The organism is Flintibacter sp. (assembly GCF_046973065.1).
Genome location: NZ_JBKVXZ010000006.1, coordinates 70,457 through 89,522, shown reverse-complemented (window position 1 = coordinate 89,522; position 19,066 = coordinate 70,457). Strand labels below are relative to the sequence as shown.

20 protein-coding genes and 1 pseudogene are annotated in these 19,066 nt (G+C 56.8%); 16 read left to right on the top strand and 5 right to left on the bottom strand.

The window, feature by feature from the left end; all coding sequences use genetic code 11:
• The 6 genes and pseudogenes from ACLTXB_RS04330 to ACLTXB_RS04305 all read left to right on the top strand — a co-directional run.
• A pseudogene (locus tag ACLTXB_RS04330) lies at positions 1–442 on the top strand (cell division protein FtsZ); the annotation flags it as partial.
• A gap of 75 nt (positions 443–517) precedes the next feature.
• Positions 518–1,048, top strand: a complete 531-nt coding sequence (locus ACLTXB_RS04325) for an RNA polymerase sigma factor (protein WP_428226160.1) — start codon at positions 518–520, stop codon at positions 1,046–1,048.
• Positions 1,045–1,734 (top strand): DUF4367 domain-containing protein, encoded by a 690-nt coding sequence (locus ACLTXB_RS04320; RefSeq protein WP_428226159.1) that lies wholly within the window; start codon positions 1,045–1,047, stop codon positions 1,732–1,734. Before ACLTXB_RS04325 ends, ACLTXB_RS04320 begins: the two co-directional genes overlap by 4 nt.
• Before the next feature lie 88 nt (positions 1,735–1,822).
• Positions 1,823–2,320, top strand: a complete 498-nt coding sequence (locus tag ACLTXB_RS04315; protein ID WP_428226158.1) for a hypothetical protein — start codon at positions 1,823–1,825, stop codon at positions 2,318–2,320.
• 59 nt (positions 2,321–2,379) lie between these two features.
• Positions 2,380–2,880, top strand: coding sequence for a hypothetical protein (locus ACLTXB_RS04310; RefSeq protein ID WP_428226157.1), 501 nt, complete (start codon positions 2,380–2,382; stop codon positions 2,878–2,880).
• Between the two features lie 202 nt (positions 2,881–3,082).
• Positions 3,083–3,322 carry a hypothetical protein gene (locus ACLTXB_RS04305; RefSeq protein ID WP_428226156.1) on the top strand — a complete coding sequence of 80 codons (240 nt, stop codon included), beginning with the start codon at positions 3,083–3,085 and terminating at the stop codon, positions 3,320–3,322.
• A 38-nt stretch (positions 3,323–3,360) separates the two neighbouring features.
• On the opposite strand, the gene ACLTXB_RS04300 is transcribed toward ACLTXB_RS04305, so the two are convergent.
• The 3 genes from ACLTXB_RS04300 to ACLTXB_RS04290 form a co-directional block, all read right to left on the bottom strand.
• Positions 3,361–4,188, bottom strand: a complete 828-nt coding sequence (locus tag ACLTXB_RS04300) for a glycosyltransferase family 8 protein (RefSeq protein ID WP_428226155.1) — start codon at positions 4,186–4,188, stop codon at positions 3,361–3,363.
• A gap of 121 nt (positions 4,189–4,309) precedes the next feature.
• Entirely contained in the window at positions 4,310–4,711 is a 402-nt protein-coding gene (locus ACLTXB_RS04295; protein WP_428226154.1) for a serine proteinase, read from the bottom strand.
• Positions 4,712–4,886: 175 nt separating this feature from the next.
• Positions 4,887–6,251 carry a uracil-xanthine permease family protein gene (locus ACLTXB_RS04290; protein ID WP_428226153.1) on the bottom strand — a complete coding sequence of 455 codons (1,365 nt, stop codon included), beginning with the start codon at positions 6,249–6,251 and terminating at the stop codon, positions 4,887–4,889.
• A gap of 334 nt (positions 6,252–6,585) precedes the next feature.
• On the opposite strand from ACLTXB_RS04290, the gene ACLTXB_RS04285 reads away from it, so the two are divergent.
• From ACLTXB_RS04285 to ACLTXB_RS04275, 3 genes are all read left to right on the top strand, one after another.
• Positions 6,586–7,845 (top strand): diaminopimelate decarboxylase, encoded by a 1,260-nt coding sequence (locus tag ACLTXB_RS04285; protein ID WP_428226152.1) that lies wholly within the window; start codon positions 6,586–6,588, stop codon positions 7,843–7,845.
• Positions 7,846–7,931: 86 nt separating this feature from the next.
• A complete protein-coding gene (locus tag ACLTXB_RS04280; protein ID WP_151076236.1) occupies positions 7,932–8,294 on the top strand; it encodes a CidA/LrgA family protein in 363 nt (120 codons plus the stop codon).
• Positions 8,243–8,971 (top strand): LrgB family protein, encoded by a 729-nt coding sequence (locus tag ACLTXB_RS04275; RefSeq protein ID WP_368076983.1) that lies wholly within the window; start codon positions 8,243–8,245, stop codon positions 8,969–8,971. The genes ACLTXB_RS04280 and ACLTXB_RS04275 overlap by 52 nt, the downstream gene beginning before the upstream one ends.
• Before the next feature lie 145 nt (positions 8,972–9,116).
• On the opposite strand, the gene coaBC is transcribed toward ACLTXB_RS04275, so the two are convergent.
• The gene (coaBC, locus tag ACLTXB_RS04270) at positions 9,117–10,307 is read right to left on the bottom strand and encodes a bifunctional phosphopantothenoylcysteine decarboxylase/phosphopantothenate--cysteine ligase CoaBC (protein WP_428226151.1); all 1,191 of its coding nucleotides are present in this window, start codon (positions 10,305–10,307) and stop codon (positions 9,117–9,119) included.
• Between the two features lie 207 nt (positions 10,308–10,514).
• Here coaBC and ACLTXB_RS04265 point away from each other — a divergent pair, with 207 nt between their 5' ends.
• The 4 genes from ACLTXB_RS04265 (at position 10,515) to ACLTXB_RS04250 (ending at position 14,223) form a co-directional block, all read left to right on the top strand.
• Entirely contained in the window at positions 10,515–11,282 is a 768-nt protein-coding gene (locus tag ACLTXB_RS04265; protein ID WP_008981645.1) for a type III pantothenate kinase, read from the top strand.
• A 918-nt stretch (positions 11,283–12,200) separates the two neighbouring features.
• Positions 12,201–12,386, top strand: coding sequence for a hypothetical protein (locus tag ACLTXB_RS04260; RefSeq protein ID WP_374737092.1), 186 nt, complete (start codon positions 12,201–12,203; stop codon positions 12,384–12,386).
• A complete protein-coding gene (locus ACLTXB_RS04255) occupies positions 12,383–13,042 on the top strand; it encodes a ComF family protein (protein WP_428226150.1) in 660 nt (219 codons plus the stop codon). Before ACLTXB_RS04260 ends, ACLTXB_RS04255 begins: the two co-directional genes overlap by 4 nt.
• A gap of 146 nt (positions 13,043–13,188) precedes the next feature.
• A complete protein-coding gene (locus ACLTXB_RS04250; RefSeq protein ID WP_008981648.1) occupies positions 13,189–14,223 on the top strand; it encodes a rod shape-determining protein in 1,035 nt (344 codons plus the stop codon).
• A 465-nt stretch (positions 14,224–14,688) separates the two neighbouring features.
• Here ACLTXB_RS04250 and ACLTXB_RS04245 read toward each other — a convergent pair whose 3' ends face one another.
• Complete coding sequence (locus ACLTXB_RS04245; protein ID WP_008981649.1) at positions 14,689–15,570, bottom strand: LysR family transcriptional regulator; 882 nt, start codon at positions 15,568–15,570, stop codon at positions 14,689–14,691.
• A 224-nt stretch (positions 15,571–15,794) separates the two neighbouring features.
• On the opposite strand from ACLTXB_RS04245, the gene argC reads away from it, so the two are divergent.
• The 3 genes from argC to argB are packed head-to-tail and all read left to right on the top strand — an operon-like array spanning position 15,795 to position 19,033.
• A complete protein-coding gene (gene argC, locus ACLTXB_RS04240) occupies positions 15,795–16,868 on the top strand; it encodes an N-acetyl-gamma-glutamyl-phosphate reductase (RefSeq protein WP_008981650.1) in 1,074 nt (357 codons plus the stop codon).
• 44 nt (positions 16,869–16,912) lie between these two features.
• A complete protein-coding gene (gene argJ, locus ACLTXB_RS04235) occupies positions 16,913–18,136 on the top strand; it encodes a bifunctional glutamate N-acetyltransferase/amino-acid acetyltransferase ArgJ (RefSeq protein WP_040649747.1) in 1,224 nt (407 codons plus the stop codon).
• Between the two features lie 15 nt (positions 18,137–18,151).
• A complete protein-coding gene (argB, locus tag ACLTXB_RS04230) occupies positions 18,152–19,033 on the top strand; it encodes an acetylglutamate kinase (protein ID WP_040649748.1) in 882 nt (293 codons plus the stop codon).
• Positions 19,034–19,066: the final 33 nt, after the last annotated feature.

Sequence of the window (19,066 nt, the reverse complement as noted above, 5' to 3'; positions counted from 1 at the left end):
GGCCGAGGAGGCCGCCAAGATGGCCATTTCCAGCCCCCTGCTGGAGACCTCCATCAACGGCGCCAAGGGCGTGCTGATCAACGTCACCGGTTCCATGGACATCGGCCTGGAAGAGGTGGAGACCGCCGCCAACCTGGTGCAGGAGGCCGCCCACCCCGAGGCCAACATCATCTTCGGTGCCGCCTTTGACGACACCCTGGAGGATGAGCTGCGGGTCACCGTCATTGCCACCGGCTTTGACGAGAAGGAGGAGGCTGCCGCCGCTCCTGCTGCTGATATGTCCCAAAAACCCTTCTCCCAGGCGGGAGACCGGGTGAAGGAGAGCCAGCAGGCCGCGCCTCAGGGCGAGGCTTCTGCCGCCCCTGTGGTTGAGCCCGAGAAGGCCGCCGTCAGCGATGACGACTGGGATATCCTGGAGCGCATTTTCAGCCGCAAGCGCTGATTCCGCCCTACATGTACGTATTCACCCCGGAGAAGGTTCCCCTTCTCCGGGGCTTTTTTCTTAAAGGAGTACGCCGTGCTGATCTATCTCTCTATGATCGAAGATGCGGAGGACCAAAATAAATTTGAGCAAGTGTACCTCCGGTATAAAAATCTCATGTTTTATGTGGCACACCGCATTCTGAACGACGCTCAGGAGGCGGAGGACGCGGTCCACGACGCCTTTGTGCGCATTGCGGAGCACATCGACCAGGTTGGGGAACCGGACTGTCCAAAAACCAGGGGCTTCGTGGTTATTATTGTTGAACGGGTGGCGCTGAACCGTTTGGAGCGCCGCCGACGGAGGGAGGCTCTGCCTTTGGAGGAGTGGACGCCCACTGCCCAGCGGGAGGACCCGGCGCCGGAGGAGGAAGAGGCCTTCAGCCGGGCCATGGCACGCCTGTCCCCACGGTACAGGGAGCTGCTGCTTTTGAAGCACTGGCAGGGCTTTTCCGACCGGGAGATCGGAAAGATGCTGTCCATGTCCCAAGGCAATGTGGCCAGGACGCTCCAGCGGGCCAAGGAGAAGCTGCGGGAAGCGCTGAAGGAAGAGGGGGTGGAGGTATGAACGAGAAACTGGACCGGCTGCTGGAGCAGTACAGCGCCGCCGCGGGCGAGCGTTGGCTGGAGGAAAGCCTGCCTGAGGACATTCCGGAGCATACCTTTTCCCACAAATTCCAGCGGAACATGAACAAGCTGCTGCGCCGCCAGCGGCGCTCCCCGGCCGTGCGGGCGGCACTGACCTATGCCAGGCGGGCAGCCATTTTTGTGCTGGCCTTTGTGGCCCTGTCCTTCTCGGTACGCATGACAGTGGATGCCGCCTTCCGACGGCAGGTATTACAGGTGGTGGTGCAGGTGTTCTCTGACTTTACAGAGTTCCGCTATACCTCCGATGTGAAAACTGACGAGCAACCCGGAGAGCTGGAGTTTACCTATCTGCCGGAGGGGATGGTGGAGACAGACAGAGAGCTGGATACACTTGGATTTTATATATGCTGGAAAAATAAATCTGGAGAGTTTGTAGAGCTAGATCAGGTTTTGGTGGATGACAATACGGATATGAAGCTTTACTTAGATACAGAAGATGCTGAAATTACCCATTTCCAAGTTCACGGTGAGGAGACCATAGGGATTGAAAAGGGCCTGGATCATACTGTCCAGTGGACAGAAGGTCAGTTTGTGTATACCCTGTCCGGTACCATTCCGATGGAGGAGTTGGAAAAGGTTGCGGAAGGGATTCAGATAGACAGGTAAGCATGAAGCGGCTGGAAGCCTTGGAATACAAGGCTTCCAGCCGCTTTCCTATATGGTCTGAAAATTTTCTGAAAAGTTTTAAAAAGCAGTGTCCAAAATCGAGACGCTTATTGGTTATAAAGAACAAACACAAAAAGAAAGGATAAAGGATATGATTCCCATGTTCCAGAAAAAAGCGCTTCTCCCGGCCCTATGTGTGTCCATTTGCCTGTGTGCTGGTATGATACCAAATGTATCAGCGGTAGAAAATGTAAATTCAACCATTGTAACACCTTGCTCAATGTATATTACTGATGCAAAAGTACGCTTTGCTATAGATAAAGGTATAGCAACAATTAAGGCATCTGTAATTGGGCAAGATGGTGTAGATCGATGTAAAGTGGAGGTAACTCTTCAAGAAAAAGTAGGTAGCACCTGGAAAATAGTCGGCACATGGACAGATGAGACGGGTGGAGTGCGGGCCTCCGTGTCAGAAACAAAGGCGGTGACGGCAGGCAAGACCTACCGGGCCAAAGTAGTGGTGACGGCCTGGTCGGGAAGCAAGTCGGAGACGAAGACAATCTTGTCCCCGGAGAAGAAGGCTTAAGATTCATTTAGAAAAAGATAATTTATTTGCATTGTATATGAGAAAGGAGTACAGTAAACATGAAAAAGCGATTTGTATCTTTTATGCTGGTCATGGCAATGGCGCTGGGACTAGTGTCCAGCGGATTTGCGGCAGGTGTGCCGGATGATTCTGGGCCAATGCGTGATCCAAACCGGTACTACTACACGTATGAAACTAAGCCCTGGGGTAAAGAAGTTGAACTAACAGTTTCCGAGACAGAAGCGAAAGTAAAAGATAAAATTAAGGAAAAGATGTCCAGTGCCCTTGTTGATGCTTTTAGTTCTCAGGTTCCAGAATTTAAAGGAAAAGAACTGGCTACTGATATAGCTAAGGATTTTGTAGAAAATATCTATGCACAAGAACCTTTTGCTCGGGCAGGTACTTACAAGATTAAAAATGAGATGAAATATAAATATAGAGTGGACCGGTTAGATAAGACAAAACGCCATATTGAAACAGAGTGGTTGGTTAGTCATTATGATCTCTATCAAAATGGAACCTTGGTAGATTCTTATTCACGCCAACTGATTATGAAATAAGGTTGATTGCATAAAAGTGAGGTGCAAATCTATGTTACTCAGGGCGCGAAAGATTCTGGAGGTGCTGTGTTTTCTCATTGTCTGTGCAACAACCTTCCTACTATGGTTCGTTTCCTTGCCCCGGTGGGGAAAATACCTCTGTCTGCTAATTGGCGGAGTGCTTCCAGGGTTGGGGGCATTCGGCTGGAGCAGCCGAAAACGCTTGGAGATACTGAGACAGATTCCCAACTTCAAACGAATCTGCGGGATAGTGTTTGTAGTGGTGTGGTTTGTGCTGGATATAGCGGTGGAGGTGATCTCCCCTGAGTCACGCTGGATCATGGTTAATGATGGATTTTCAGCTGGCTTGGGGCTGGTGGAATGTTTAAATGCGTGGATCTATCTGCTCTATCTGTTTGCACCTCAAAAGCTTCGTTTACAGGAACAACCGGAAGAGGAGTAAAAAACTGGGCCGCAGGTCAAACCTGCGGCCCGTATTTATTATTCCGCTTCTTTTGGCGGCTGGAACCGGACCAGGTCGGCATATTGCTGCCACACACAGTCCAGCTTACCCAGATAGTTGGCTTTCCAGGGTTTATTTCGGCCGCAGTAGTGGACAATAGCGCTGTTCTCCAACACCCAGTCCAGGTCCACCGGGTGGCCGGGAGTGAGCAGAGCGGCGGTGAGCAGCCGCTCCGTCATGTTGTACCGCCAGGGATTCAGACGCAGGATGCGGTCGCCGTACAGGGCGCTGATCACGTCCTGGTCGGGGAGAAGCAGGGTCTTGCGGTGGGCCTGGACGTAGTCCAGCACGGGCTGGATCTGCTGCTCCCGGCGCAGCACCGGAAGGTTCATCAGCAGCACCCCGGAATTGATGTAGGGGCCGGGAGTCTCCGACTGGAGCCGGATGGCGTTAAATTTCTCCATCCCCTTGGCCACGTGGCTGGCCGCCGCAAAGAAGTATTCCTCCAAAGGCAGTTCCCACAAGCTGTCCAGGGGGTGATTCACCACCAGGTCCGGGTCCAGATAGAGTACCCGCTCCAGCTCCTGGGGGAGCTGAAAGGCGGCAAAAATGCGGTCGTACATCTCCATGGGGTAGCGGTCGGTGGTGGGAGCCTGGGGCAGCAGGTGGGGATCGGCGGCCACGGGAACCAGGGTGAGGGCGGACTCGTCCACAGAGCGCTCCAGAGCGGTGAGGTCTTCCGTTGTGAGAGAGCGGTGGAGGACAAAGACCCGCATGGGCGTGCCGGGGTGCTGGCAGACCAGGCTTTTGAGCATCACAGACAGGGGATAGAGGTAGGCGCGGTTTACGGTGACTAAGATATCCATGGAGATCCCTTTCTATATAGTTCTTAATTGTACTACGTATTATACGCAGAAGGGGCGTGGAGAACAAGAGGAAATATAAGAAAAAGGCGGGGCACACGGCCCCGCCTTACGCGGTTACGGATTATTCCTTGGGCTGTTCCTCGTCGGCAGCGGGCTCCTCGGGGACGATGTCAGCCTCGGTGACCTCGTTTTCAGGCTCCTCAGCGGCCTCGGGGGTCACGTCGATGATCTCGCCCTCCGCCTCGGCGGTAGCCTTGAGTTCAGCGATGCGGTCGTTGTTGGTCTCAATGGCAGCACGGGCGGCAGTGATCTTCTCACAGGCGGCAGCATAAGCACCGTCGGGAGTGGTGCCGTGCTCAGCGTAATACAGCTTGCCCAGTTCCACATAGGCCTTCCTGATGGTATCTTCCTCGGCCATGTTGGAGGCCTTCAGCTTGGCAATCTCCGCCAGACGCTTGGACGTGGCCACAACACTCTGAGCCAGGTCGGTTGCTCTCTCCTGGAGATCATTGATAAAATCCATGGTAGTACCTCCTTGAAATACGGTCTCCCGTTTACTGAGCCCATTTTAGCGTATTTCCTCCCCCCACGCAAGAACCTGATGTTGGATTTAATGTTTTTTTTAAGTTTTGTAAGGGGAGATTTCAGAAAGGGCCCCGGTGGAAAAACCACCGGGGCCCTGATGCTGAGACGGGGGATCAGACCTTGAAGTTGACGGCGGTGTCGCCATTCTCGTCGTGGCCGAACTCGTAGTCCTTGCCGGGGAGAATGGCATTGAGCACGATGCCGGTGATGGCGGCCACAGCCAGACCGGACAGGCTGATAGTGGCCTCGCCCACCTGGAAGCTCACCGCGCCGGAGTAGTTGATGCCGATGGCCAGCACCATGATGAGGGCGGCAATGATGACGTTGCGGCTGTTGGTGAAGTCCACCTGGTTTTCCACCACGTTGCGCACGCCTACGGCGGAGATCATGCCGTAGAGCACCATGGACACGCCGCCCATGGTAGCGGTGGGCATGGCGGACACCAGGGCCGCAAACTTGGGGGAGAAGGAGAACAGAATGGCCAGACCGGCGGCGATGCGGATGACCCGGGGATCATAGACCTTGCTCAGAGCCAGCACGCCGGTGTTCTCACCGTAGGTGGTGTTGGCGGGGGCGCCGAAGATGGAGGCCAGAGTGGTGGCCAGACCGTCGCCCAGCAGGGTGCGGTGGAAGCCGGGGTCCTGGAGATAGTTGCGCTCACAGGTGGAGGAGATGGCGCACATGTCGCCGATGTGCTCTACCATGGTGGCCAGGGACAGAGGCATGATGGTCACTGCGGCGGTGAGCAGCAGGCCGGTGTCCAGGTCGGGACGGCTGAACAGACCAAAGAGGGTGTCCTGAAACTGGAAGGGCAGGCCGATCCAGGGGGCGTCGGCCAGAGCCTGGAGCTTGGCGGGGTCCATGGTGTGCATGCCGGTGACCTGGCAGATGACAGCCACGCCGTAGGAGCCCACCACACCAAGCAGGATGGGGATGATCTTTACCATACCCTTGCCCCAGATGTTGCAGCCCACCACAATGGCGATGGCGATGAGGGCAATGGCCCAGTTATCCCGGCAGTTGGTGATGGCGGTGGAGGAGAGGGTCAGGCCGATGCAGATGATGACCGGGCCGGTGACGATGGGGGGGAAGTAGCGCATGACCTTCTTGGTGCCGAACACCTTAAAGAGGGCGGAGAGAATTACGTACATCAACCCCGCCAGAGCCACGCCGAAGCAGGCGTAGGGCAGCATTTGGGTGTTGGCGGTGCCGTCCTCCAGCATGGGGGCGATGGCCTGATAGCCGCCGATGAAGGCGAAGGAGGAGCCCAGGAAGGCGGGGACCTTCCGCTTGGTGAGGAAGTGGAACAGCAGGGTGCCCAGACCCGCGAAGAGCAGGGTGGCGGACACGCTCAGCCCGGTGAGGGCGGGTACCAGCACGGTGGCGCCGAACATGGCGAACATGTGCTGCACGCCCAGGATGAACATTTTGGTTCGTCCCAGCTGCCGGGCATCATAAATGGCTTGATTTTGCGGCATAGTGATTCTCCCTTCTTGTTTACACACAGGCCAAACGGCCATAAAAAAAGACAATCGCCCAGCGATTGTCAAACACAAAACGGAAAAGAAAGAAACACGCGGCCGGTACCAAGAACGGTCATGACATTCCCTCCTTTTCCTATTTCTAAACCGGTATAATAGCAGATTTCACACAAAAGCGCAAGAGGAAATTTCCTGATTCATGGGGAAATTGCAGGAATCGAAGGGAAGAAGAAGGGGGCGGTTGACTTTAGCGAGAAAAATGGATAAACTACAAATGATTTTGTATTTGCCTGCAGTCAAACTCTGCCAGAGAAAAAAGGAGCGATGGACCTTGAAGAAGCCTTTTGTTACCCTGGAGCAGCTCCAGGAGATGGTGAAGACCTATCCCACCCCCTTCCACCTCTATGACGAGAAGGGTATCCGTGCCAACGCCCGGGCTCTGCGCCAGGCCTTTGCCTGGAACCCCGGCTACACCGAGTATTTTGCTGTGAAGGCCACCCCCAATCCCCAGATCCTGAAGATTCTGAAGGAGGAGGGATGCGGCGTGGACTGCTCCTCCCTCACCGAGCTGATGATGTCTGACCGCTGCGGCTTTACCGGGGGACAGATCATGTTTTCCTCCAACGACACTCCCGCTGAGGAGTTCGCTCTGGCTGCCAAGCTGGGCGCCACCATTAACCTGGACGACATCACCCACATTGACTTCCTGAAGGAGACCATCGGCTACATCCCCAAGAAGATCTCCTGCCGCTTCAATCCCGGCGGTGTGTTCCAGCTGGGCGAGAGCAAGGAGGGCTTCCAGGTGATGGACAACCCCGGCGACGCCAAGTACGGCATGACTCCGGCCCAGATCACCGAAGCGTTTAAGCGCCTGAAGGCGGAGGGCGCTGAGGAGTTCGGCATTCATGCCTTCCTGGCCTCCAACACCCTGTCCAACGACTACTATCCCGCTCTGGCCCGTATCCTGTTCCAGCTGGCGGTGAAGCTGAAGGAGGAGACCGGCGCTCACATCACCTTCATTAACCTCTCCGGCGGCGTGGGCGTGCCCTACCGTCCCGACCAGACCGCCAACGACATCGCGGTCATCGGTGAGGGTGTGCGGAAGGCCTATGAGGAGATTCTGGTGTCCGCGGGCATGGGCGATGTGGCCCTGTGCACCGAGCTGGGCCGCTTTATGCTGGCACCCTACGGCCACCTGGTCACCAAGGTGCTCCACTTCAAGCACACCTACAAGGAGTATGTGGGCGTGGACGCCTGCGCGGCCAACCTGATGCGGCCTGCCATGTACGGTGCCTACCACCACATCACCGTCATGGGCAAGGAGGACGCCCCCTGCGACCACAAGTACGACGTGACCGGCGCCCTGTGCGAGAACAATGACAAGTTCGCCGTGGACCGCATGCTGCCGGAAATTGAGATTGGCGACCTGCTGGTTATCCACGACACCGGTGCCCACGGCCACGCCATGGGCTATCAGTATAACGGCCGCCTGCGCTCTGCCGAGGTGCTGCTCCAGGAGGACGGCTCCACCCGGCTGATCCGCCGTGCCGAGACTCCCGAGGACTACTTCGCCACTGCAATTTGGGAGTAATTCCGGGCATTATAAGTATATCAACGGTTGGAGCGCCCCGGCCCCAGGCCGGGGCGCTTGTGTTTTTTCTTTGGGAGAGAATCAAAATGAATATCATGGGACAACTGGCCCTTATTTTTGGGCTGTCGCTGGTGGGAGAGGGCGTGGCGGCGCTGCTTCCGGTGTCTTTTCCGTCCAGTGTGATCAGTATGGTGCTGCTGATGGCACTGCTGCTCACCGGAGTGATCAAGGACAAGCATATCAAGACAGTCTCCAACTTTCTGGTGGCCAATATGGCCTTCTTCTTTATTCCATCGTTTGTTGGCATCGTGGAGCACGGGACCCTGCTAAAAAGTCAGGCCCTCCCTCTGCTGGTGATCGTGGGACTGACCACGCCGGTAGTTTATCTGGTCACCGGATGGACGGTGCAGCTGCTGATGCTGCGCCGCAGAAAGGGGGAGAGGAAATAATGGATGCCATGTTGAGTTCCCCGTTTTTCGGACTGGCTCTTTCGGCAGCGGCATGGTGCGGGGGTGTATGGCTGCAAAAAAAGACAAAGTGGGTGCTGTGTAACCCGCTGCTGGTTGCTTCTCTGGTGATCATCGCTCTGCTGGCGGTGTTTGGAATCCCTCTGGAGGATTATAACCAGGGGGGCGACATCATCAAGATGATGCTGGGGCCGGTGACAGCGGTGCTGGCCCTGAATATCTACTACCAGCGCCAGACTTTGAAGGAATACTTTGTTCCGGTACTGGTGGGCTGCCTGGCGGGCAGTGCGGCCAGCCTGGGCAGTGTGCTGGCCCTGTGCCGCCTGTTTGAGATGGAGGACATGCTCACTGCCTCTCTGCTGCCCAAGAGCGTGACCACCGCCATCGCGGTGGGCATCGCCGAGAGCCGCGGCGGCGCGGCGGGCATCGCGGCGGCGGCGGTGGTGCTGGCCGGCGTGGTAGGGGCAGTGTTTGCTCCCCTGTTTGCCAAATGGTTCCGGGTCACCGACCCGGTGGCGCAGGGACTGGCCACCGGCGCGTGCAGCCACGCGCTGGGTACCACCAAGGCCATGGAGATGGGCGAGCTCCAGGGAGCCATGAGTTCCATTGCCATCTGCGTGTGCGGCATCTTTACCTCCATCTTAGCCCTGTTTATTTAACAAAAAGGAGTGCTTTTCCAAGGAAAAGCACTCCTTTTTCTTGCCCAATGTTCTTGTAGGGGGACCAGCCTTCTTGTCCTGGCATTCTCCCGTGGATCCCAGAAGCGAAACGAAGTTTCGCACAAAGTTCTTTTGCCTACTTTTCTTACAAGAAAAGTAGGGCGGCGCTTAAAATGCGGGAGGCAGCTTCCTCTTTGGAGAGGAGAGGCAGCTCCTCAATGCCATCCCGGGTGATCAGCGTGATCACGTTGGTATCGGTGCCGAAGCCGGCTCCCGCCACCTTCAGGTTGTTGGCGCAGATCATATCCACGTTCTTTTTCTCCAGCTTGGCCCGGCTGTTCTCCAGCATGTCCCGGGTTTCCATGGAGAAGCCGCAGATCACCTGACTCGGACGGCGGTGCTGGCCCAGATACTGCAGAATGTCAGTGGTGCGCTTGAGGGGGATGGACAGGTCGCCGTCCTTCTTCTTTACCTTATCGTTGCTGTACCCAATGGGGGTGTAATCAGCCACGGCGGCGGCCTTGAAGATCATGTCCGCGTTGGGACTGTGAGCGGCCACCGCCTCGAACATGTCCTGGGCGGAGACCACAGGTACCACGTCCACGAAGGGAGGCGGAGCGATGGCGGTAGGGCCGGTGACCAGGGTGACCTGAGCTCCCCGGAGCATGGCCATGCGGGCAATGGCGTAGCCCATCTTGCCTGTGGAGTGGTTGGTGAGGTAGCGCACTGGGTCAAGGGACTCCTGGGTGGGTCCGGCGGTGACCAAAACATGCTTCCCCTCTAAGTCGTGGGGGCAGGCCAGCTGGCGCAGCACGTGCTGGAGCAGGTCCTCCGGCTCGGGCATCTTGCCTGCACCCACCGCGCCGCAGGCCAGACGGCCGCTGGCGGGGGCAATGACCTCCCAGCCGTAGCGGCGGAGAATGTCCAGGTTGTCCTGAGTGACGGGATTTTCGTACATATTGGTGTTCATGGCGGGAGCAATGAGCTTGGGGCACTTGCAGGCCAGAACGGTGGTGGTGAGCATGTCGTCAGCCAGACCGTGGGCCAGCTTGGCGCACACATTGGCGGTGGCCGGGGCGATGAGCACCAGGTCGGTGCGCTGGGCCAGGGCGATGTGCTCCACCTGGTGGGAGAAGTTGCGGTCGAAGGTGTCCACCATGGTGCGGCGGCCGGTGAGCTGCTCAAAGGTGAGGGGGGTGACAAACTTGGTGGCGTGCTCGGTCATCACGACCTCTACCTGGCAGTGCTGCTTGACCAGGGCAGAGGCCAGCGCAGCGGCCTTGTAGGCGGCAATGCCGCCGGTGACGCCCAGAAGAACGGTTTTTCCCTGTAACATGTTAAAACCCTCTTACGTTTCTAAAAACTGCCGCCCAGGCGGGCGGTACAGCAAGATTATGGCATAAAAATTGCCGCTTGTAAAGAAACTTGTCCAGATATGCAAAATTCCCGCGAATCTCAGTCTTGCAAAGAAAGGACGGATTCGCTATAATGGTGCGGTTAAAAGACGGATTTCTTTACTTTATATTTGCTAGAGGTGAGACACATGCTCTTGGCCATCGACATCGGCAACAGCAACATTGTCATCGGCGGGATTCAGGACGATAAAATCGTCTTTGAGGCCCGGATTGCTACCGACCGCATCAAGACCTCCGACCAGTACGGCGTGGAGATCAAAAATATTCTCTCCCTGTTTGAAGTACCGGTGGAGACGGTGGAGGATGTGATCATCTCCTCGGTGGTGCCTCCTGTGTTCAATGCGGTGCGCACCGGCGCCTACAAGGTGACCGGGCTGACCCCCATGGTGGTGGGACCGGGCATCAAGACCGGGCTGAACATTCAGATGGACAACCCCGCTTCCGTGGGCAGCGACCTCATCGTGGCCGCCGTGGCCGCCCTGCAGGAGTATACCGCGCCTTTAATGCTCATTGATATGGGTACCGCTACCACCATCACTGTGGTGGATCAGGGCAACAACTACATCGGCGGAGCCATCATCCCCGGTGTGCGGGTGTCGGCGGAGGCTTTGTCCAGCCGGGCGGCACAGCTGCCGGGTATCCAGCTGGACCGGCCCAAGCGTGCCATCGGGAAGAACACCATCGAGTGTATGCGCAGCGGTATTATGTACGGTGCGGCGGCCATGCTGGATGGCATGGTGGAGCGCATGGAGGCCGAGCTGGGCAAGCCGGTCACTGTGGTGGCCACCGGCGGTATTGCGCAGTTTATTGTGCCTTTGTGCAAGCGGGAGATGACCATTGAGAAGGATCTGCTGCTCAAGGGTTTGAATGTCATCTACAAGAAGAATAAGAAGTAAGAGACGGGCCGTCGTTCTGACGGCCCGCCTACTTTTCTTGAAAGAAAAGTAGGCAAAAGAACTTTGTGCGAAACTTCGTTTCGCCTCTGGAAAAGAAAATGGCGGGATAGGTGTACGGTCCTGTACAGTTAGGGCCACCGTTATGTTAAGTAAATAGTAAAGTAAAAAGTTAATGTTATTGTTAAGTTAAGTCAGTGTGCCGCGGTCAGGCGCGGCGGAGCAGAGAGAAGAATTTTTTGGAGAGGGGTTCCGCCCTGCGGGGCGGGTGCCTTTCTGGGTCACCAGAAAGGCACCAAAGAGTGACTGGGGGTCTCCTTCGATGAGCACTTGGCTTGCGCCAGTGCTCATAGGCGTCGCCCCCCAGACCCCCTTTTACGGGGGACGCCCTCCAGGGGGACTGGTTATGACCTCCCGGCGGACCTAAAACAAGTTCCGCAGTTTTTCTTGCCTCGGCCCACTGGGGCCTACATGCCTAAAATTTGGAGAGAGGATGGGTTGAAATGACACCGCCTACTCTGGCAAAGCCGTGGTAGCTGTCTGCCCGACCACCGCCGCACCCAACAGGAAGGGGCGCAGTAGGCGGTTGCACGTTAGAACGCACAAAGCGGCAAATTTTGATTGCAAAAGGCCCCTGTGGGCCGAGAGCAGAGGGATGCACGGTCAAAACTTAGGCCGCCGGAAGTGACCAAAAGTCTAAAGTGGCCCGCTCTCGTAACGGGGGACCGGGGGAAAGCCGCCTAGGAACACCGCCGCAGGCGAAGTGTTCCTCGAAGGCGTCCCCCGGCGGTCTTTGGTTCTTTCCATCGCTGGAAAGAACATTTTTTATTTTGCGCAAATTTTCCATACTAGAATCAAGTTAATAACAAGATAATTTAAAGGTGAATCCAATATAATCAAGTCCAATTTCAGTCTTGGATGGTGAAACCTTTGAAGCGTGATAAACATCTTGGTATTACGATCACCCGTGAAATGCATCAAAAGCTGGTGTACATTTCATCCTATGAGGGCCGCTCCATGAGCGGCCAGATCCTCTATCTGATTCAACAGTGCATCCGCAATTTTGAAAAAGAACACGGCCCCATTCCGGAGGACAAAGAACCATGACATGGAGCGACTGGGCTATGGACCTGTTGTTTCCCCCGAAATGTCCCTACTGCCAAGGGTTGTTGGAGGGCTCCTATGTCCCGGCCTGCACCAGGTGTCAGCCTGTGCTGCCCTGGCTGGTGGGGACGCAGGGCGAGCGCAAGGTGGATTTTACCGCCGGGTGTCTCTCACCCCTGGCCTACCGGGGCAAGGTGGTGGATTCCATCCACCGCTTCAAATTTTCCGGCCGGGCCAGCTACGCCCGCGCCTATGCCATTCTGGTGGCTCAGTGTGTCCGGGACCATTGGGACAAGCCGATGGACGCGGTCACCTGGACGCCGCTGAGCCGCCAGCGCCGGCGGGAACGAGGCTATGACCAGGCTCAGCTGCTGGCGAAATGGGTTGCCAGGGAATTGGAACTGCCTGTTTTGGGCATGTTAGACAAGGTTCGAGATATTCCGCCCCAATCCGGCATTCAGGACGACGCCCGCCGTCGGGCCAACGTGCTGGGGGCGTACCGCCTGCGCAAGGATGCCAGACCAGAGGGGATGAACCTGCTGCTGGTAGACGATGTGGTGACCAGCGGCTCTACCCTGAGCGAGTGCGCCCGGCTGCTGTCCGGCGCAGGCGCGGAGACGGTGGTATGCGCCACCCTGGCTCAGGCAAGGAAAAATTGAATCACAAAACGGGCGCAAATTCCTGGAAATATGGCGAAATACTAGTTGAAAACCGCTGCTTGAGCCGTTATAATGAAAAATGTCTGAATACAACTTATCCGGCGGGAAGCTCCGGCCGGAACGGAATCATAATAAGGTGGAAGGCTATGTTTAATTTGTTTAGCAAAGACATCGGGATCGACCTGGGCACCGCCTCTGTTTTGGTATACATCAAGGGAAAGGGCGTTGTTCTGCGCGAGCCCTCCGTGGTGGCCATGGATAAAAACACCGGCAAGCTGCTGAAGGTGGGCACCGACGCCCAGGCTATGCTGGGCCGTACCCCCGGCAACATCGTTGCCATGCGTCCCCTGCGTGAGGGCGTGATCTCCGACTACGACATGACCGAGCGGATGCTCAAGGAGTTTATCAAGAAGGTGACCACCTTCTCCCTCTTCAAGCCCCGTCTGCTCATCTGCGTCCCCTCCGGCATCACCGAGGTTGAGGAGCGTGCCGTGGTCGACGCCGGTATCCAGGCTGGCGCCCGCCGGGCCTACCTCATTGAGGAGCCTGTGGCCGCTGCCATCGGCGCGGGTATCGACATCACCAAGCCCGACGGCCATATGGTCGTTGATATCGGCGGCGGTACCGCTGATATTGCCGTCATCTCTCTGGGCGGCGTGGTTGAGTCCGCTTCCATCAAGATCGCTGGCGACAAGTTCGACGAGGCGGTGGTGAAGTATATCCGCCGCAAGCACAACGTCCTCATCGGCGACCGTACTGCCGAGGAGCTGAAGATGAAGATCGGCTGTGTGTTCCCCCGTCCTGAGGAGGTCACCATGGAGATCAAGGGCCGCTGCCTGATGACCGGCCTGCCCCGCGTGTTCTCCGTCTCCTCCAGCGAGATGATCGAGGCCTTCGAGGAGGTCTCCAGCCGCATCCTGGAGGCTATTCACGGTGTTCTGGAGCGTACTCCCCCCGAGCTGGTGGCCGATATCTCCACCAACGGCATCGTGATGACCGGCGGCGGCTCTCTGCTGTGGGGCTTTGATAAGCTCATCGAGTCTCACACCGGCATTGAGACCCATGTGGCTGAGGATGCCATCTCCTGCGTGGCCGAGGGTACCGGCAAGAGCCTGGACAGCCTGGACCAGATGCAGGACGGTACCATGAACCTGTCCCGCCGCAAGCAGATGAACTATTGATCTTGCACTTTGTACAAAGAGGCGGCCCCTGTGGGGGCCACTTCTTTTTTTGCAGTTGGAACAAACGGTAAAAATGAAAATAAATTGAAATAAAGTGGATATCCGGTATAAACGAGGCCCCGGACGCCCAATTCGGCGTCCGGGGCCTGTATGTTTTTGAGCCAGTTAAAATGTTTGAATCGGAAAAACCACTTTTCGGAGGGGAGAATCCTCGGGGTCGAGAGAGAAAGGGGAAAACACGGGGGAGAAAAGGGAAAGAAAGGCGAGTTCGGAAAGAAAAATGAAAGAAACAGATATGATTGAATAATATACGAATATGCGTATAAATATACAGCCAAAATTTGTGAAAATCACTATTTCTTTTTGTCTGATTTTATGGTATGCTTAACAAGGTAACAGAAGAAAAGTTCACTTCGTCTGTGCATATCAACCAGAAAAATCGAGGTAAGTCCCCCAAAATCCCCGTTAACCCACGGTCATCTTTCTGGCCCACTGTTTAGCATGTTCCACGAATAACTTGGTAATCGTGGAGGGAGGAACGTCCCGCTTGACCGCGATGCCGATGTCCCGAACCTGAGGAATATCAAAGGGTTTGGCCACAATATGGTAGCGGTTGGGGTAGAGCATCAGCTCATGGACCACGCTGATGCCCAGACCGCACTCCACCATAGACAAAATGGCGTAATCGTTGCTGACCTCATAGCGGATGTTGGGCTTCTGCTGGAGGTGATCCAGGAACTTGGTGATCTCGTGGTCCTGCTCCTCCTTCAAATTGATGAAGTCCTCGTTGGACAGCTGAGCGATGGGATAGCAGGGGTCGTTGGCCAGCGGATGGTTTTCCGGCAGGATGGCTACCAGGGTGTCCTGCAGTAAGAAGGAGGCCTCCAGGTCGTTGGAGACGGGCAGATTAAGGAAGCCGCAGTCCACCAGACCCCGGCGCAACCAGGAGGCGATCTGATTATATTCTCCGTTGATGAGCTGAAAATCAATGTGGGGATAGATCTCATGGAAGGACTTGATCATCTGGGGCAGCCAGCCGCTGGAGATGGAGGAAAAGGCGCCCACCCGGATGGAACCGGAGCTGAGGCCGTGGATTTCAGAAATAGCGTAGTTGAGATCCTCATAGTCTTTACAGATGGCCTGGAGTTTGGGCAGAAGCACCAAACCCTCCGAGCTGATCTCGATGCCGGAGCGGTTTCGGGTGAGCAGTTTGACTCCCCAGGCGTCCTCCAGATCGGCAATCATGCGGCTGATGGCAGACTGGGTATAGCCCAGCTGGGCGGCTGCGTGGGTGATGCTGCCGGTTTCAATGGTTTTCAAGTAGGCTATATATTTGCGAATACTCATAAAAATGTTGGCTCCTTCTTCACAAAATTACGACATTCCACTTAGGAATGCGAAACAGAAAAAAGAATTTCTTGTATATTCTGCCTAGTAATTATATAATACACAGTAGGAAAATTCAACAGAATCGTTACGATCCATTCAAAAATAATTTAAAATGGAAGTAAAGATTGCGAAAATGGAATTCCTGGTTGGATGTTTTACAACAAAAAAGGAGGAAAAGTGTCATGATTCGTTTTTCTATTTGCGGTGCTGCCAGCTATGCTTGTGGTGAATTGCTTCGCTTGATGGTGCACCATCCCGAGACACAGGTCGCCCATCTGGCCGATAGCTTTGCTGCCGGCCGGAAGATCCAGGATGAGCACGCTGCTCTGATGGGCTTCTACGACCAGGAGATCCTCCCCCTCAACGACGAGACTCTGGACATGATCGTCAAGGACAGCGACGTGGTCTTCACCGCTGTGGACGCCGGCACCGTGTGCGGCATTGCCGAGAAGGTCCTGGCCGCCGGCAAGAAGTTCATCGACTTCGGCGCTGATATCCGCTTCCGTGACGCCAAGACCTGGGAGAAGTGGTACCACCTGGAGCACCCCAACTATGAGATGACCAAGGAGGCCGTTTACTGCATCCCTGAGATCCAGCGCGATCTGGCCAAGGGCAAGAGCCTCATCTCCAACCCCGGCTGCTATCCCACCGCCACCACTCTGGGCCTGTACCCCGTGGTGAAGGAGGGCATGGTGGTGGAGAACACCATCATCGTGGACGCCAAGAGCGGCTACACCGGCGCCGGTCGTCGTCCCGCCCCCAACAAGCTGCTCACCGAGGCCACCAATAACTTCTGCGCCTACGCTCTGGGCGGCTCTCACCGCCACACCCCCGAGATCGAGCAGAACATCGCTTACATCCAGGGCAGAGATCTGATGAAGCCCGAGACCTGGCAGTTCATCAACTTCCAGCCTCACCTGACTCCCCAGATCCGCGGCATCGAGGTCACCATCTATGCCACCCTGAACAAGGATATCACCAACGACGAGCTCTTCGAGCTGTATCAGAACTACTACAAGGATGAGCCCTTCGTGCGCGTCTTCCCCGCCAGCAAGCCCGCTCAGACCAAGTGGACCGCCGGCACCAATATGTGCTGCATGACTCCCACCTATGACGCCCGTACCAAGCGCCTGCTGGTCAGCTCCGTCATCGACAACATCGGCAAGGGCGCCGCTGGTCAGGCAATCCAGAATATGAACATCATCTTCGATCTGCCTGAGACCACCGGCCTGCTGATCCCCCCCATGTACCCCTGATTGATCAAACATCATTGTCGTGACGGAAGAAAGGAAGGATACCTATGGCTTATAAACTGATCCAGGGCGGCGGCGTGACCACCCCCAAGGGCTTCCTGGCCGGCGCCTGCTATGTGGGCGTGAAGAGCCGCAAGAGTGAAAAGCCCGACGTGGCTATGATTTATTCTGAATATCCCGCCTCCTGTGCGGCCATGTTCACCACCAATAAGTTCTGCGCCGCTCCCGTGATTCTGGACCGTGAGATCCTGAAGAAGGGTAAGGCCCGCGCTGTTGTCATCAACAGCGGCAACGCCAACGCCGCCACCGGCGAGCAGGGCATCAAGAATGCCAAGCTGGTGGAGACCGAGGCTGAGAAGCTGCTGGGACTGGGCGAGGACGAGGTCTTCGTGTGCTCCACCGGCGTGATCGGTCAGCAGCTGCCCGTTGAGAAGGTGCTGGAGGGCGTGCGCCGCATCGCTCCCGACATGAGCGCCGACAAGGGCTCTGAGGCCGCCTGGGCCATCATGACCACCGACCTGGTCCGCAAGGAGACCGCTCTGGAGTTGGAGCTGTCCGGCGGCACCATCCGCATCGGCGCCTGCGCTAAGGGCTCCGGCATGATCCACCCCAACATGGCCACCATGCTGGCTTACATCACCACCGACGCCAAGGTGGACGCCGCTGTGGTCCAGGAGATGCTGAAGAAGAGCACCGACAAGAGCTTTAACATGATGACCGTGGACGGCGACACCAGCACCAACGACTCCCTGTTCCTGCTGGCCAACGGCGCTTCCGGCGTGGCCGTGGAGACCGAGGAAGACAAGGCTGCCTTTGCTGCCGCTCTGGATGACATCTGCATGGATATGGCCCGCCGCATCGCTTCCGACGGCGAGGGCGCGACCCACCTCATCATCGTAGAGGCCGGCGGTCTGCCCACCGAGAAGGACGCCAAGATGGTGGCCCGTTCCATCGCTGGTTCCACTCTGTTTAAGGCCGCCGTGTTCGGCAAGGACGCCAACTGGGGCCGCATCATGGCCGCTGCCGGTTACTCCGGCGCCGACGTGGATCCCACCAAGGCCGACTGCATCCTGAAGAGCGCCGCCGGCGAGGTGGTGGTGATGGAGAACGGCTTCGGCACCGACTTCAGCGAGGAACTGGCCAAGAAGGTGCTCACCGAGCATGACATCACCGTCATCGTGAACTTCCACAGCGGCGACGGCCAGGCCACCGCCTTCGGCTGCGACCTGACCTACGATTACGTCAAGATCAACGGCGATTACCGTTCTTAAGAGGAGGGGCGCGCTATGAATGATGTAGCCAGCAAGGTTGCCACCCTGATGGAGGCAATGCCCTATCTCAAGAAGTACGCCGGTAAGGTTATTGTGATTAAGTATGGCGGCAACGCCATGATCAACGAGGAGCTGAAGGCCGCCGTCCTCCAGGACGTGGTGATGCTCAAGCTCCTGGGGATGAAGCCCGTGCTCAGCCACGGCGGCGGCCCCGGCATCAACAAGATGCTGGAGAAGCTGGATATCCCCGTGCAGTTCATCAACGGCCTGCGCTACACCTCCGCTGATATTATCAGCGTGGTAGAGGCGGTGCTCATCGGCCAGGTGAACAGCGAGCTGGTTGGCCGGATCAACGCCATCGGCGGCGAGGCCGTGGGCCTGTCCGGTATCAGCGCCAACATCTATAAGTGCGTGCAGCGCAGCGAGGAGCTGGGCTTCGTGGGCGACATCGTCGAAGTGAACGCCGCTCCCGTGCAGGCTCTGCTGGACGCCGGTTACATCCCCGTGGTGGCTCCTGTGGGTACCGACGGGAATGGTCAGAGCTTCAATATCAACGGCGACACCGCCGCTGGTAAGCTGGCCAGCGCTCTGGGCGCTGAGAAGCTGATGCTCCTGACCGATATCGAGGGTCTGTGCAACGACATCAAGATCCGCGACGTCATCAGCTATCTGAACATTGCCGACGTGCAGGGCCTGAAGGATCAGGGCACCATCGCCGGCGGTATGATCCCCAAGGTGGACTGCTGTGTTCAGGCCATTGAGGAGGGCGTGACCAACGTCCACATCATCGACGGCCGCAAGCCCCACAGCATCCTCTACGAAGCCTTTGCCAACGAGGGTATCGGCACTACCGTAGGTAAGGATCAGCCCAGCGTGGGCATCAAGTGGAATAAGTGAATTTTCCGGACCCCCTCCGCGGGAGTTACCTCC